Below are 14,753 nucleotides of genomic sequence, written 5' to 3' on the forward strand. Positions count from 1 at the left end.
GCTGACGTAATGACCGGGACTGAACCTACTTCACCGCGCAAGTTTTCCCGCGCTCGCGACACGTCCCGATCCGGGCTCCGGCACCGCCGGGTGCGGGTCGACGTGGCTGCTCGTGGCAGGATGCTTCCCGCCGCAGCACCTCAGGGCGAGGCGGCACCGCCCCAGTAGCTCAGTGGATAGAGCAGCCGCCTCCTAAGCGAAAGGTCGCAAGTTCGACTCTTGCCTGGGGCACCACCACGGCCTCCGGGTCAGAGGGTCTCGAAGCGCATCCCCGCCGCCTGCAGCCGGGCGAGCAGCGCGTCGCCCATCGCCTGGGCGGGCGTGACCTGGCCGGCTGTCGCGGGGTTGTCGTCGAGGGCCAGGCACAGCGCGGCCTCGGACAGCATCTTCGCGGTCTCGGTGTAGCCCGGGTCGCCGCCCGAGACCCGGGTGTGCACGGTCGTGCCGGCGGCCTCGCCGACGAAGTCGACGGTGAACCATGACCTCTCCCGCTTGGACTCGTCGGGTCCCGAGCCGACCGGAACCTTGTCCTTGAGCAGCTCGCGCAACGGCCCGACCTGTGCCGCGACGGTGAGCGCGCCGACCCCCAGGGCGCCGGCGGCGGCGTAGCGCAGGGTCTTCGTGCCGGCCCAGTGCGAGTAGCGGAACCGGGGGCCGTACGCCTCCAGCGCGGCGCCGCTGCGAGCGACGACGATCGGGTCGATCGTCGGCAGCGGGAGCAACCAGTAGCCGAGCACCGGGTCGCGGTGCGGCTTGCCGCCGACCGAGCGCGACGAGCGGCCCTCGGGACGCACCTCCGCGCGGCGGCGGGCGGCGTACGTCTTCCTCATCTCCTTGGCGCGCGCGAACTGGTTGAGCGCGGAGTGGAAGGTGCCGCCGGAGAAGGTGCCGCCGGAGCGGACCACGCCGCGCAGGGTGATCGGCTCGTCGGACGGGAGCTGCTGCACGGTGTAGTAGGCGCCGAGGTCGTGCGGGACCGAGTCGAAGCCGCACGCGTGCACCAGGCGCGCGCCGGTGCGCAGCGCGGTGCGGTGGTGCTCGAGGAACATCCGGTCGACGAACTCCGGCTCACCGGTGAGGTCGAGGTAGTGGGTGCCGGCCTCGGCGCACGCGGCGACCAGCGGCCCGCCGTGGTCGAGGTAGGGGCCGATCGTGGTGGCGACCACGCGGGCCCGGCGGGCGATGTCGGCGAGCGCGGCGGCGTCGGTCGAGTCGGCGACCAGCACCTCGACGTCCGCGCCGAGCCTCCGTCGTACGGCGTCCAGCTTGTCGGCGTTGCGCCCGGCGATCCCCCACCGCAGGTCGGCCGGAGCGTGGGCGGCGAGGTAGTCGGCGGTGAGGCCGCCGGTGAACCCGGTCGCGCCGAAGAGCACCAGGTCCAGCTCACGGGAGGGCTCACGGGAGGAGCCACGGGCGAGATCGGGGGCGTCGCTCATCGCGCCATCGTGCCACGCGGAACCGCGCGTCCCGGCCCCTCGTCCCACGACCATGAGCCTGCGCACGATCACCACCGGCATCGCCGCCGTCGCCACCCTGACCGCTGCCGCGGGCGTCGGCTACGTCGTGGGGACCGGGTCCGACGGCGACGACCGCCCGCCCACCGGTCCCCCGATCGCGTTGGCCAACGCCGACCTGGTCGCCACGGCGAGCTGCGAGGAGCTCCTCGACTCCTACGTCGACCGGGCGCTCGGGCAGGTCGGTCCCTATGGCTGGGGCGGCGACCTGCCGGTCTTCGCGATGGAGTCCGGCGACGCCGGGAGCTCGGACGCCATGTCGTCCGGGGTGGAGCGCTCGGCGGCCGCGACGTCCCGGTCGACGAGCGGCGCGTCCGGCACCAACGTGCAGGAGGTCGGCGTGGACGAGTCCGACGTCGTCAAGGTGTCCGGCTCCCTGCTGCTGCGGATGCGCGACGGCCAGCTGCTGGCCTACGACGTCTCGGGCGACGCGCCGTCGCTCCTGTCGACGACCCGCCTCGACGACGCCCGCGGCAACGACTGGGTGGGCGACCCGGGCGGCGAGCTGGTCCTCGTGGGCGGTCGCGCCGTCGTGATCGGGTCCTCGGGCGACGGGCTCTCGACGACGATCACGACCGTCGACCTCGCCGACCCCACCGCTCCGAGCGTGGTGGACGCCACCACCGTCCGGGGACGGGCGTCGGCGGTCCGCCTGCACGGCGACGTGGTGCGGGTGGTGCTCAACAACGCCCTGCCCAGGCTCGACTTCTCCCACCCCGACGGTACGTTCGGCGAGATCCGCTCGCGACTGCGCAACCGCTCGCTCGTGCGCGACACCACGCTCGCCGACTGGCTGCCCACCGTCGACGGCCGGCCGCTCGTCGCCTGCGAGGACGTCGCGGTCCCCGAGGACGAGGACCTCCCCCTCGGCACCACCACCGTGCTCGCCGTCGACCCGACGGCCCCCACGACCCGGACCTCGACGGCCGTCGCCACGGACTCCGACACGGCGTACTTCTCCACCGACCGCTTCTACCTCGCCGCCGCCGCGCCCGGGTGGGGGCCGTGGACCGACTGCTTCGACTGCCGCTGGGCCGGCAGCACGGCGACCGGCACCACGCCGCTCTTCGCGTTCGCGCTCGACGGCATGGACGCGACGTACGTCGCCTCCGGCGAGGTGGAGGGCACGATCGCCGACCGCTGGTCGATGGACGCGGTCGGCGGCTCGTTGCGCGTCGCGGTCGGCCCGAGCAGCGAGACGGGCAACTTCAACTCCGTCCTCACCCTGCGCGAGGAGGGCGCCGACCTCGTCGAGGCGGGCCGGGTCGACGACCTCGGCGTCGGCGAGGAGATCACGTCGGTGCGATGGTTCGACGACCTCGCGATCGTGGTGACGTTCCGGCAGACCGACCCGCTCTACGCCGTCGACCTCACCGACCCCGACTCCCCCGCGCTGCTGGGCGAGCTGAAGATCCCGGGGTTCTCGGAGTACCTCCACCCGCTCGGCGAGCAGCGCCTGATCGGGGTCGGCCAGGACGCCTCGCTGCAGGGGGTGACCCGCGGCGCGCAGGCGGCCCTCTTCGACGTCACCGACCTGACCTCGCCCCGCCAGGTCGACGTGGTCCGCTACCCCGCCAACAGCCTCGCCGGCGCGGGCACCGATCCCCGCCAGTTCACCTGGCTGCCCGAGCAGCGGGTCGCCCTCACCGTCGTGTCGCAGGGCTGGACCGGCACCACCGGCTGGGTGTCGGTGCTGTCGCTCGACGACGGGTCGATGACCAACCGGATGGTCGAGGTCGAGCACGGCACGGACGTCGCCGACGTGCGCCTGGTCCCGCTCGCGTCGGGCAAGGTGGCGCTGGTGACCGGCGACGACGTGAGCTTCTTCACCGTCTAGCGCGAGATGCGTACGCTCGTGGCATGTGCCGCAACATCCGACCGCTCAATAACTTCGAGCCGCCCGCGACACGTGACGAGGTCACCGCCGCCGCCCTGCAGTACGTCCGCAAGGTGGCCGGCACGACCAAGCCGTCGCAGGCCAACGAGGAGGTGTTCTACGCCGCCGTCAAGGAGATCGCCCACATCACCGAGCACCTGCTCGACGACCTGGTGACCGGCGCTCCGCCGAAGAACCGCGAGGTCGAGGCGGCGAAGGCGCGGGCCCGCGCGCAGGTGCGGTACGGCGCGTGACCCTGAGCCGTTCGGCGTACGCCGACGCGCCCGCCGAGCGACGCGACGCAGCCACGGAGGTCGACCCGGCCGCGGTGGAGGCGGCGCTCGACCTGCTCGCCACGCGGCCGGTCGTCGTGCTGACCGGGGCCGGGCTGTCGACGGACTCCGGCATCCCGGACTACCGCGGGCCGGGCGCACCGGCGCGGGCACCGATGACCTACCAGGAGTTCGTGGCGACGCCCGAGGCGCAGCGGCGCTACTGGGCGCGCAGCCACGTGGGCTGGCAGCGGATGGGCCACGCCGTCCCCAACGACGGTCACCGGGCGCTGGCCGCGGTCGACCCGCTCATGCTCATCACCCAGAACGTCGACGGCCTGCACGAGGCCGCCGGCTCGCGACGACTGGTCGCGCTGCACGGCCGGGTCGCCGACGTGGTCTGCCTGGGCTGTCGGAGCACGTCCTCGCGCGCCGAGCTGGAGCGCGTGCTCGACGAGCTCAACCCCGACTGGGTCGAGCGGCACGCGTCGGTCGCGTCGAACCCCGACGGCGACGTCGACCTCGACGACACGGCGGACTTCGTCGTGCCGGCGTGCGCGTGCGGCGGCCCGCTCAAGCCCGACGTCGTCTTCTTCGGCGAGAACGTGCCACCCGACCGGGTCGCCCGCTGCTACGCCGCCGTCGAGGCGCTGGGCACCGGCGGCGCGCTGCTCGTGGCCGGCTCGTCGCTGACGGTGATGAGCGGCCTGCGGTTCGTCAAGCGCGCGGCCCAGGGAGGCACGCCGATCGTCATCGTGAACCGTGGCGCGACCCGCGGCGACCCACTGGCGTCGTACAAGCTCGAGGTGGGGTGCAGCGACTTCCTGACCGCGCTTGCTGGGCGGGTGTCGGTGGTGTCGGGCGCCTCTGGTTTCCCCGCATAGGCGGGGAAGGTCGAACTTCTGGGGGCGTGCACGCCTCGAGAAGTTCGGGTTTCCCCGCATAGGCGGGGAAACCACCGGGACGGCCAGGGGCGACCTCAGCGGCGCACGAAGATGTGCTCGGCGGCCTCGACCACCAGCTCGGCGGTCTCGCCGCCGGACCCGATGAGGATCCCCTCGTCGGTCCTCGCGATGGTCACGGTCTTGCCGGGCAGGGCGCCGACCCGGCGCAGCAGCCCCATCAGCTCCTCGTCCTTCTGCATCTCCTCGGAGATGCGCTTGACGTGGACGCGCTGGTCCTCGGACACCGCGGCGCCCGAGAGCGGCTCGACGTTGTCCATGAAGTCCTCGCCGGCGACGTCGCCGAGCTCGTCGAGGCCCGGGATCGGGTTGCCGTAGGGCGACTCGGTGGGGTGGTCGAGCAGGTCGAGCAGGCGGCGCTCGACGGTCTCGGACATCACGTGCTCCCACCGGCACGCCTCGGCGTGGACGAGCTCCCAGTCGAGGCCGATGACGTCGGTGAGCAGCCGCTCGGCCAGCCGGTGCTTGCGCATCACACGGACGGCGAGGCGCTGGCCCTCCTCGGTCAGCTCGAGGTGGCGGTCGCCCTCGACGGTGAGCAGCCCGTCGCGCTCCATCCGCGCCACGGTCTGCGAGACCGTCGGCCCCGACTGGTGCAGGCGCTCGGCGATGCGCGCCCGCAGAGGGACGATGCCCTCCTCCACCAGCTCGAAGATGGTGCGCAGGTACATCTCGGTGGTGTCGATCAGGTCACTCACACCGGTCATTGTGTCCCATGCGGCAACCGGCTCCTCCCACCCGCCCACCCGCCGGCCGTGGCACAGTGAGGCGGGTGACCGAGATGATCGTGCCGCGCCGCTTCTGCGGGCCTCCCGACTCCGGCAACGGCGGCTGGACGGCGGGCGCCCTGGCCGCGCTGGTGGACGCCGGTCCCCCGGCCGACCGGTCCGACGGGTGGCCGGCGATCGAGGTGTCGCTGCGCCAGCCCCCGCCCCTCGACACTCCCTTCGCCGTCAGTGAGGACGCCGGCGTGACGACCGCGGCCGTCGCCGGCGTGGCAGTGGCGACGGCGCAGCGGGTCGAGCGAGCGCTGACCGAGGTCGAGCCGGTGGACCCGGCCACCGCGGCGGCCGCCGAGGCGTCGTACCCGGGCCACGACTTCCACCCCTTCCCCACCTGCTTCGCCTGCGGTACGGCGCGGGAGGAGGGCGACGGGCTGCGGATCTTCCCCGGCCGCGTCGGCGCGGGCCCGGCGGGCGACCTCGTCGCCGCCACCTGGACGCCACACCGCAGCCTGCACGAGGACTGGCATGCGTACGTCGACGAGCACCCGCGCGCCTCCGTGGCCGCAACCTGGGCGTCCCTCGACTGCGTCGGCGGCTGGGCCGGCGACCTCACCGAACGGTTGATGGTCCTCGGCCGGATGACCGCGCGGGTCGACACCCTGCCGGTGATCGGGGAGCCGCACGTCGTCGTCGGCGAGGGCCGCGGCCGGGACGGCCGCAAGACCTTCACCGCCTCGACCCTCTACGACACGGACGGCCGGGTCGTCGCCACGGCCGAGCACACCTGGATCGCCGTGGACCCGGCGCTGTTCGGTGGGCGGACGCCCGTCTCCGGCAGTTGACCCGCTCCCGGTGCCTGTTGAGAGGATGACGGCATGGCCGATTTGAACGATCCAAGGACCTACTGGTGGCGCAACGCCGTCGTCTACCAGGTGTACGTCCGCAGCTTCGCCGACAGCGACGGTGACGGCGTCGGCGACCTGCCCGGCATCACCTCGCGGCTGCCGCACCTGGCCGAGCTGGGCGTCGACGCGCTCTGGATCACGCCGTTCTACACCTCGCCGCAGCACGACCACGGCTACGACGTCGCGGACTACACCGACGTCGACCCGCTCTTCGGCACGCTCGCCGACGCCGACGACCTCGTCGCCCGGGCCCACGAGCTGGGCCTGCGCGTGGTCGTCGACCTCGTGCCCAACCACACCTCCGAGGAGCACGCGTGGTTCCGGGCGGCCCTGGCTGCCGGGCCCGGCAGCCCGGAGCGTGCGCGCTACCTCTTCCGCGACAGCGAGGACGGCCCGCCCAACAACTGGAGCTCGGTCTTCGGTGGCTCGGCTTGGACCCAGGTCGACGACGGCCAGTGGTACCTCCACCTCTTCGACTCCACCCAGCCCGACCTCGACTGGCGCAACCCCGAGGTGCCGGCCATGTTCGAGGGCGTCCTGCGGTTCTGGCTGGACCGTGGCGTCGACGGCTTCCGCGTCGACGTGGCGCACGGCCTCTTCAAGGAGGCGAGCCTGCGCGACCAGGTCGTCGCGGAGGGCGCCACGGCGAGCTCGGGGCAGGTCAACACCGACCACTCGATGGTCGCCCGCGAGCTCAAGGACGAGCCGATGTGGGACCAGCCCGAGGTCCACGACGTCTACCGCTCGTGGCACGACATCCTCGACGAGGTGGGCCCGGACCGGATGGCCGTGGCAGAGGCGTGGACCCAGACGCCCGAGTCGACCGTCGCCTTCACCCGCCCCGACGAGCTCGACCAGGCCTTCAACTTCGCCTGGCTCCTCGCGGACTGGTCGGCCGCCGCCTTCTCCGAGGTCGTCACCAGCACGCTCGAGGCCGTGAAGCCGGTCGGCGCCTCGCCGACGTGGGTGCTCAGCAACCACGACGTCGTACGCCACGTGACCCGCTACGGCGGCGGCGAGCAGGGCCTCGCGCGCGGCCGCGCCGCGACGCTCACCATGCTTGCGCTGCCCGGCTCGAGCTACCTCTACCAGGGCGAGGAGCTCGGCCTCGAGCAGGTCGACGTCGCCCCGGAGCACCGCCAGGACCCGTCCTACCTGCGCACCGGCGAGCCGGGGCGCGACGGCTGCCGGGTCCCGATCCCGTGGAGCGGCACTCAGGCGCCGTACGGCTTCGGGCCCGGGACGTCGCAGCCGTGGATCCCGCAGCCGGCGGACTGGGCGGCGCTCACCGTGGAGGCGCAGGCCGCTGACCCGTCGTCGACCCTGGCGTTCTACCGCGAGGCCCTGCGGGTGCGGCGCGAGTTCGCCTGGTCGGCGGGCGACGAGGTCGAGGTGCTCGACCTCGGCGCCGACGTGCTCGCCTTCCGGCGCGGTCTGCTCACGGTGGTGCTCAACTGCGGCGACGCTGCCGTCGAGCTCCCCGCGGGCGACCTGCTGCTGGCCAGCGGTCCGGTGGACGACAAGCTGCCGCCCGACACCGCCGCCTGGCTGCGCTGAGCCTCAGTCGTCGCTGAGCGCGGTGTTGTAGGTCGCCAGCTGGCGGGCGAACAGCGCCAGGTCGGCGTCGGTCCAGTCGGCGAGCCGCTCGTCGAATCGCTCGCTGCGGACCTGGATCATGTGCGCGAGCCGCTTGCGGCCCTCGTCGGACGCGTCGAGCAAGATCGCGCGCCGGTCCTCGGGAGCGGGCTTGCGCTCGACGAGGCCGAGGTCCACCAGCGTCTGCACCTGACGGCTCACGCCGCCCTTGTCCATGTCGAAGGCGTCGGACAGGTCGGCGCCGCGCATGGGGCCGTTGGCGGCCAGGTGGCTGAGGATGAAGTAGGTCATCGGGTGCAGGTCGGGGTGGACCTCGCGGGCCCGCTCCCCCATCACCCGTTTGACGCGGCGGATGAGGGTGCCGACCTCGGCCTCGATGCGACGCAGGTCGTCGGCGCGGGTGCTCATCGCTGGGAGTCTGCCTCGGCCATGAGCTCATCCTCGCGCTTCACCGACGTGCGCAGGGGGACTTCCTTGATGAAGAGCACGGCGATGAGTGCACCGACGGCGAAGGGCAGCGCCACCAGGAAGATGTGACCGGTCGCGTCACCGAAGGCGCTCTCGAAGATGGCGCGGATGGGGGCTGGCATGTCCGAGACGTCGGGGATGCCACCCGTGTCGTGGCCGGCCTGCGAGGCGAGCTCGGGGTGCTGGGCGACCAGCTTGCGCAGGCCGGACTCGACCGCGTCGGCGACCTGGTGGGCCAGCACGGCCCCCAGGGCGGCGATGCCGACCGAGCCGCCGAGCGAGCGGAAGAACGCCACCACGGAGGAGCCGGCGCCCATGTCGGACAGGGCGATGGTGTTCTGCACGGCGAGGACGAGGTTCTGCATGGTGGCGCCGAGGCCCAGGCCGAGGACGGCCATGAAGAGCCCGGTGCGCCACAGCGGCGTGCTGGCGTCGATCGTCGAGAGCAGCGCGATGCCGGCGATGACGGCGACCATGCCGCCGACGAGCCAGCGCTTCCACACGCCGGTGCGGGAGATGATCCGGCCGCTCAGGATGCTCGAGACGAGCAGGCCGCCGACCATGCAGATCGACATGAGGCCGGCCCCGGTCGGGGTCATGTCCTTGGCGCGCTGGAAGTAGAGGCTGAGGTAGACCGTCGAGCCGAACATCGCGAGGCCGATCAGCACGGACGCGACGGTGGCGAGGGTCAGCGTGCGGTCGCGGAAGAGCCGCAGCGGGATGACCGGGTCGGTGGCGACGTTGGCCTCGACGTGCACGGCAGCGCCGATGACGACGATCGAGGCGGCGACGAGCAGGCCGCTGGTCCACGAGACCCAGTCGAAGCTCTGACCGCCGAGCGAGACCCAGACCAGCAGGATCGAGATGCCGCCGACGAGCAGGAAGGCACCGAGGTAGTCGATGGAGACGTCACGCTTGACCACCGGCAGGCGCAGCGTCTTCTGGAGCACGACGAAGGCGAGAGCGGCGACTGGGAGCCCGGCGAAGAAGCACCAGCGCCAGCCGACGGTGTCCACCAGCACGCCGCCGACGAGCGGGCCGCTCACCGTGGCGAGCGCGAACACGGCGCCGATGTAGCCGCTGTAGCGGCCGCGCTCGCGCGGGGAGACCATCGTGGCGATGACGACCTGGACGAGCGCGGTGAGGCCACCGACGCCGAGGCCCTGGACCACGCGGGCACCGATGAGCACCTCCATCGACGGCGCGAAGCCGGCGATGAGCGAGCCGATCGAGAAGATGACCAGCGCGGACTGCACGAGCAGCTTCTTGTCGAAGAGGTCGGCGAACTTGCCCCAGATCGGGGTGGTCGCGGTCATCGCGAGCATCGTCGCGACGACGACCCAGGTGTAGCCGGTCTGGCTGCCCTCGAGGTCGTCGACGATGGTCGGCAGCGCGTTGCTGACGATCGTGCTGGAGAGCATCGCGACGAACATCGCGAGGAGGAGGCCGCTCAGGGCCTCGAGCACCTGGCGGTGGGTCATCACGCCGTTCTGCTCGGCGCTGACGGTGGGAGCCTGGGTCACTGCGTTCCTTCGATAGTGGTTGCGTACCGCAATGGTTGTATTCAACAACTATATGCCTGTCGTCGCGGCACCGCCAGCCGACTTCGGCGAGACCTGGGACACACCGTTGGGGCCGTCCTACGCCTTGAGTCGCCCAGAGACTCAACGTGCAGTCCGGGCGTGTCGCCGCGCTCCCTCGGCCCTGAGTCGTCCAGAGACTCAACGCGTAGCCCGGGGGTGTCGCGGCGTTCCCTCGGCCCTGAGTCGCCCAGAGACTCAACGCGTAGTCCGGGCGTGTCGCGGCATACTCGGAGGCGGGCGACGGGGCGGAGGGCGGGCGAGGAGCGTGTACGTCCTCCGGACATGCAGCGACCCGCAGGCCTGCTGCTCCTCGGGTGAGGAGCCCCGGGGGATGACACCGGGGGCCTGCGGGTCGGGTGGCTGCAGTGGATTCGCCGGCAGCTGTCGGCGATGCCGGGGCTGCCTAGCGGGCAGCCACCTCACTCATCCGAAAAGAACTCATTCTTCGGACCACCTCCTTTCCGTGTGCCACCACCGTACGTCGCCGAGCGGGGCCACTCAATGGGATATTCGCGCGGGCCTCAGCCCACCGCCTCCTCGGCCGGGGCCTCGAACTGGGAGCGGTGCAGCCGGGCGTAGGCGCCGCCCGCCTCGAGCAGCTCGTCGTGCGAGCCCTGCTCGACGATCGAGCCGTCCTCCATGACCAGGATCAGGTCGGCGTCGCGGATCGTCGAGAGCCGGTGCGCGATCACGAACGACGTGCGGTCCGAGCGCAGGGCCGCCATCGCCCGCTGCAGGAGCAGCTCGGTGCGGGTGTCCACCGACGAGGTCGCCTCGTCGAGGATCAGCAGCGCCGGGTCGGACAGGAAGGCTCGCGCGATGGTGACCAGCTGGCGCTCGCCGGCCGACAGGTTCGAGCCGTCCTCGTCGATGACCGTGTCGTAGCCGTCGGGCAGCGAGTGCACGAAGCGGTCGACGAACGTGGCGCGCGACGCCTCGAGGATCTGCTCCTCCGTCGCGTCGGGCCGGCCGTAGGCGATGTTGTCCCGGATCGTCCCGGCGAAGAGCCAGGTGTCCTGCAGCACCATCCCGATCCGGCTGCGCAGCACGCCGCGCGGGACGGAGGTGATGTCGACGCCGTCGATGAGGATCCGGCCGGCCTGGGGGTCGTAGAACCGCATGACGAGGTTCACCATGGTCGTCTTCCCCGCCCCGGTCGGGCCCACGATCGCGACGGTGCTGCCCGGTCGGGCCACCAGCGACAGGCCCTCGATGAGCGGGCGCTCCGGGTCGTAGGAGAAGGAGACGTCCTCGAAGCGCACCTCACCCCGTGCCGCGGCGCCGGTGGCGGGCAGGCCGTCGGCGTCGGCCGACTCCTCCGGGGCGTCGAGCAGCTCGAAGACCCGCTCGGCGGACGCGACACCGGACTGCAGCAGGTTGAGCATCGAGGCGACCTGCGTCAGCGGCTGGGTGAACTGGCGGGAGTACTGGATGAACGCCTGGACGTCACCCAGCGACATCGTGCCGCTGGCGACCCGGAGCCCGCCGAGCACCGCGATGACGACGTAGTTGAGGTTTCCGACGAACATCATGATCGGCATGATCAGCCCGCTGACGAACTGGGCGCCGTACGACGCCTCGTAGAGCTCGTCGTTCTGCTCGGCGAACACCCGCTCGGACTCCGCCTGCCGGCCGTAGACCTTGACGATGGCGTGCCCGGAGAAGGTCTCCTCGATGTGGGAGTTGAGCGTCCCGGTGCGGCGCCACTGCTGGATGAACATCCCCTGGGACCGCTTCATCACCGCGGCGGTGATGACCATCGAGATCGGCACCGACACGAGCGCCACCATCGCGAGGAGCGGCGAGATCCAGAACATCATCCCGAGCACCGCCACGACGGTCAGCAGCGAGTTGAGCATCTGGCTCATCGTCTGCTGGAGCGTCTGGCTGATGTTGTCGATGTCGTTGGTGACGCGGCTCAGCAGCTCGCCGCGCGGCTGCTTGTCGAAGTAGCCCAGCGGCAGCCGGTGGACCTTGTCCTCGACCTCCGAGCGCATCCGCAGGACGGTGCCCTGCACGACGTCGTTGAGCAGGTAGCCGCCGAGCCACGCGAGCAGCGACGCGGCGACGTAGACCGCGAGCACCACGAGCAGCACGTCGGCGACGGCGGCGAAGTCGACGCCGTCGGTCAGCGTCATCGACTCGAGCATCTCCGCACGGTCGTCCTCGCCCTGCGCGCGGAGCGCCTCGACGGCCTGCTCCTGCGTGGCGCCGCCGGCGAGGACGTCCTTGCCGATGAGTCCCGCGAAGACGAGGTCGGTGGCCCGCCCGAGGATCCAGGGACCCACGGCGGTGGCGGCGACGCTGAGCACCGTTAGGACCAGGACGGCGTACGACTTGTGGCGCTCGGGGTGCAACCGGGCGAGCAGCCGCTTGAGCGAGGGCCAGAACGTGTCGGCCTTCTGCCCGATCATGCCGCCGCCCATCGGTCCCCGGCCGGGCCCGGGACCGGACTGCACGCGCTCGGTCTCCTTCAGGGTGCCGGGCTGGGTGCCGGGCTGGGTGCCGGGCTTGGCCTCTGCGTCTGTGCTCATGCCACCTCCTCCGCGGTCAGCTGGGACCGGACGATCTCCTGGTAGGTCGAGCAGCTCTCGAGGAGCTCCTCGTGGGTGCCGGTGCCGACGACGGCGCCGTCCTCCATCACCACGATCCGGTCGGCGTGGCGGATGGTCGCGACGCGCTGCGCCACGATCACCACCGTCGCGTCCCGGGTGACCGGTCTCAGCGCCGCCCGCAGCCGGGCGTCGGTCGTCAGGTCGAGCGCGGAGAACGAGTCGTCGAAGAGGTAGATGTCGGGACGGCGGATGACCGCCCGGGCGATCGCCATGCGCTGGCGCTGGCCGCCGCTGAGGCTCGAGCCACCCTGCGAGATCTCGGCGTCGAGGCGGTCGGGCATGGCCTCCACGAACTCCCGCGCCTGGGCGATCTCGAGGGCCGCCCACATCTCCTCCTCGGTGGCGTCGGGCTTGCCGTAGCGCAGGTTGTCGGCCACGGTGCCGCGGAAGAGGAAGGCCTTCTGCGGCACCAGCCCCAGGCGCGACCACAGCGTCTCCATCTCGATGCGGCGCACGTCGACGCCGCCGATGCGGACGGCACCGCCGGTGGCGTCGAACAGGCGGGGCACCAGGTTGACGAGCGTCGACTTGCCGGCGCCGGTCGAGCCGACCACGGCCACCGTCTCGCCGGGCCGGGCGGTCAGCCGGACGTCGCGGAGCACGGGCTCCTCCGCGCCGGGATAGGAGAACGTCACGCCGTCGAGCTCGAGGGAGAGCCGCTCGGGCAGCTCGCCGACCGGGTCGGCCGGCGGGACGACCGACGACTCGGTGTCGAGCACGTCGGTGATGCGCTCGGCGCAGACGGCGGCCCGCGGCACCATCATCAGCATGAACATCGCCATCATCACCGACATGACGATCTGCATCAGGTAGGAGATGTAGGCGGTCAGCGCGCCGACCTCCATGTGGCCACCCTCGACGCGGTGCCCACCGAACCAGACGACCGCGACCGTGGCGACGTTGGCGACGATCATCACCGTCGGGAACACCGCGGCCTGCCAGCGACCGGCCCGGATCGCCACGTCGGTGAGCTGCGCGTTGGCGTCGCCGAAGCGCCGCGCCTCGTGCTCCTCGCGGACGAACGCCCGCACCACGCGTACGCCCGTGATCTGCTCGCGCAGCAGCCGGTTGACCTCGTCGATGCGCTCCTGCATCAGCCGGAAGCTCGGCACCATCTGGCGGACGATGAAGCCGATCGAGAGGCCGAGGACCGGCACGACGGCGAGCACCAGCCAGGAGAGGCCGAGGTCCTCGCGGGCGGCCATGATGATCCCGCCGACCATCATGATCGGGGCCGAGACCATCAGCGTGCCGCCCATCAGCACGAGCATCTGCACCTGCTGGACGTCGTTGGTCTCGCGCGTGATCAGCGACGGCGCACCGAACTGCTGGACCTCACGGGCCGAGAAGGTGCCGACCCGGTGGAAGATCGCCGCGCGCAGGTCGCGGCCGAAGCCCATCGCGTTGCGCGCCGAGAACCACACCGCGGCGATCGAGCAGACGATCTGCACCAGCGAGACGGCCAGCATCAGCCCGCCGTGGCTGATGATGAAGGCGGTGTCGCCGGTGACGACGCCACGGTCGATGATGTCGGCGTTGAGGCTCGGCAGGTAGAGCGCGGCCATCGTGCCGACGAACTGCAGCCCCACCACGGCGGCGAGCGGAGCGGCGTAGGGCCGCAGGTAGGTGCGGACGAGACGCAGCAGCATCAGGACTCCTTCTTCAGCACGCCGTCGAGCAGCGTCCCGACGATCTGGGCGGGCGTGAGGACGTGGCCGTCGCTGATGTGGGGGTGGGTGCCGGAGAAGGTGAGCATCCGGAGCATGTGGACGAGCTGGACCGGGGTGCAGGTGAGGTGGTCGGCGTCGGTCTCGACCACGGCGACCATGATCTTCTCGGCCCGCCGGCGACCGTCCTCCATGTGCCGGTGCGCCTTGGGCGGTCCGACCATGCCCATCGCGCTCATCAGCAGGAACATGCCGCGGAACCGGTCCTGCAGGTGGGTGCAGAGCTCGGTGAGCCGACCACGCAGGTCCTGGTCGAGGTCGATCGACTCGAGGTCGGCGAGGAACGGCTCCATGTCCATGGCCTTCTCCACGGCCGCGGTGACCAGGTCGTCCTTGGAGTCGAAGACGCGGAAGATGGTGCCCTCGGCGACCCCCGCGGCGTCGGCGATCTGCTTGGTGGTGACGCTGCGCCCGTGCTCGTGGAGCAACGGGATCGTCGCGTCGACCAGCGCCTCGCGCCGGTCCTCGGGAGTCATGGGGCGGGCACGAGGGGTCACCCGGGAAGGGTAG

The 14,753-nt window shown here is 71.8% G+C and carries 12 protein-coding genes and 1 tRNA gene; 6 read left to right on the forward strand and 7 right to left on the reverse strand.

The genetic code is table 11. The features are described from left to right. Positions 1-158 precede the first annotated feature (158 nt). Positions 159-234, forward strand: a tRNA-Arg gene (locus tag HN031_RS04150). Positions 235-248: 14 nt separating this feature from the next. Here HN031_RS04150 and HN031_RS04155 read toward each other — a convergent pair. Next, on the reverse strand, positions 249-1,436 hold the full coding sequence (locus HN031_RS04155) for a trans-acting enoyl reductase family protein (RefSeq protein WP_172266740.1): 1,188 nt from the start codon (positions 1,434-1,436) through the stop codon (positions 249-251). Between the two features lie 52 nt (positions 1,437-1,488). Here HN031_RS04155 and HN031_RS04160 point away from each other — a divergent pair, with 52 nt between their 5' ends. The 3 genes from HN031_RS04160 to HN031_RS04170 are packed head-to-tail and all read left to right on the forward strand — an operon-like array spanning position 1,489 to position 4,546. Continuing rightward, complete coding sequence (locus HN031_RS04160) at positions 1,489-3,351, forward strand: beta-propeller domain-containing protein (protein ID WP_172266743.1); 1,863 nt, start codon at positions 1,489-1,491, stop codon at positions 3,349-3,351. A gap of 23 nt (positions 3,352-3,374) precedes the next feature. Continuing rightward, positions 3,375-3,644 (forward strand): DUF2277 domain-containing protein, encoded by a 270-nt coding sequence (locus tag HN031_RS04165; protein ID WP_172266746.1) that lies wholly within the window; start codon positions 3,375-3,377, stop codon positions 3,642-3,644. After that, positions 3,641-4,546 (forward strand): Sir2 family NAD-dependent protein deacetylase, encoded by a 906-nt coding sequence (locus tag HN031_RS04170; RefSeq protein ID WP_367650644.1) that lies wholly within the window; start codon positions 3,641-3,643, stop codon positions 4,544-4,546. The genes HN031_RS04165 and HN031_RS04170 overlap by 4 nt, the downstream gene beginning before the upstream one ends. A 95-nt stretch (positions 4,547-4,641) precedes the next feature. On the opposite strand, the gene HN031_RS04175 is transcribed toward HN031_RS04170, so the two are convergent. Continuing rightward, the gene (locus HN031_RS04175; RefSeq protein ID WP_172266749.1) at positions 4,642-5,322 is read right to left on the reverse strand and encodes a metal-dependent transcriptional regulator; all 681 of its coding nucleotides are present in this window, start codon (positions 5,320-5,322) and stop codon (positions 4,642-4,644) included. An 83-nt stretch (positions 5,323-5,405) separates the two neighbouring features. Here HN031_RS04175 and HN031_RS04180 point away from each other — a divergent pair, with 83 nt between their 5' ends. Both HN031_RS04180 and HN031_RS04185 read left to right on the forward strand, forming a co-directional pair. After that, on the forward strand, positions 5,406-6,191 hold the full coding sequence (locus HN031_RS04180) for a hypothetical protein (protein ID WP_172271240.1): 786 nt from the start codon (positions 5,406-5,408) through the stop codon (positions 6,189-6,191). Between the two features lie 33 nt (positions 6,192-6,224). Then, entirely contained in the window at positions 6,225-7,811 is a 1,587-nt protein-coding gene (locus tag HN031_RS04185; RefSeq protein ID WP_172266752.1) for a glycoside hydrolase family 13 protein, read from the forward strand. A gap of 3 nt (positions 7,812-7,814) precedes the next feature. On the opposite strand, the gene HN031_RS04190 is transcribed toward HN031_RS04185, so the two are convergent. The 5 genes from HN031_RS04190 to HN031_RS04210 form a co-directional block, all read right to left on the reverse strand. Beyond that, a complete protein-coding gene (locus tag HN031_RS04190) occupies positions 7,815-8,258 on the reverse strand; it encodes a MarR family winged helix-turn-helix transcriptional regulator (protein WP_172266755.1) in 444 nt (147 codons plus the stop codon). Further along, complete coding sequence (locus HN031_RS04195) at positions 8,255-9,841, reverse strand: MDR family MFS transporter (protein WP_367650645.1); 1,587 nt, start codon at positions 9,839-9,841, stop codon at positions 8,255-8,257. Before HN031_RS04195 ends, HN031_RS04190 begins: the two co-directional genes overlap by 4 nt. 581 nt (positions 9,842-10,422) lie before the next feature. Next, positions 10,423-12,435 carry an ABC transporter ATP-binding protein gene (locus tag HN031_RS04200; protein WP_172266758.1) on the reverse strand — a complete coding sequence of 671 codons (2,013 nt, stop codon included), beginning with the start codon at positions 12,433-12,435 and terminating at the stop codon, positions 10,423-10,425. Beyond that, complete coding sequence (locus tag HN031_RS04205; RefSeq protein ID WP_172266761.1) at positions 12,432-14,165, reverse strand: ABC transporter ATP-binding protein; 1,734 nt, start codon at positions 14,163-14,165, stop codon at positions 12,432-12,434. Before HN031_RS04205 ends, HN031_RS04200 begins: the two co-directional genes overlap by 4 nt. After that, complete coding sequence (locus HN031_RS04210) at positions 14,165-14,740, reverse strand: TetR/AcrR family transcriptional regulator (RefSeq protein WP_172266764.1); 576 nt, start codon at positions 14,738-14,740, stop codon at positions 14,165-14,167. The genes HN031_RS04205 and HN031_RS04210 overlap by 1 nt, the downstream gene beginning before the upstream one ends. Positions 14,741-14,753: the final 13 nt, after the last annotated feature.

Source organism: Nocardioides sp. zg-1308 (assembly GCF_013155375.1).
Taxonomy (GTDB): domain Bacteria; phylum Actinomycetota; class Actinomycetes; order Propionibacteriales; family Nocardioidaceae; genus Nocardioides; species Nocardioides renjunii.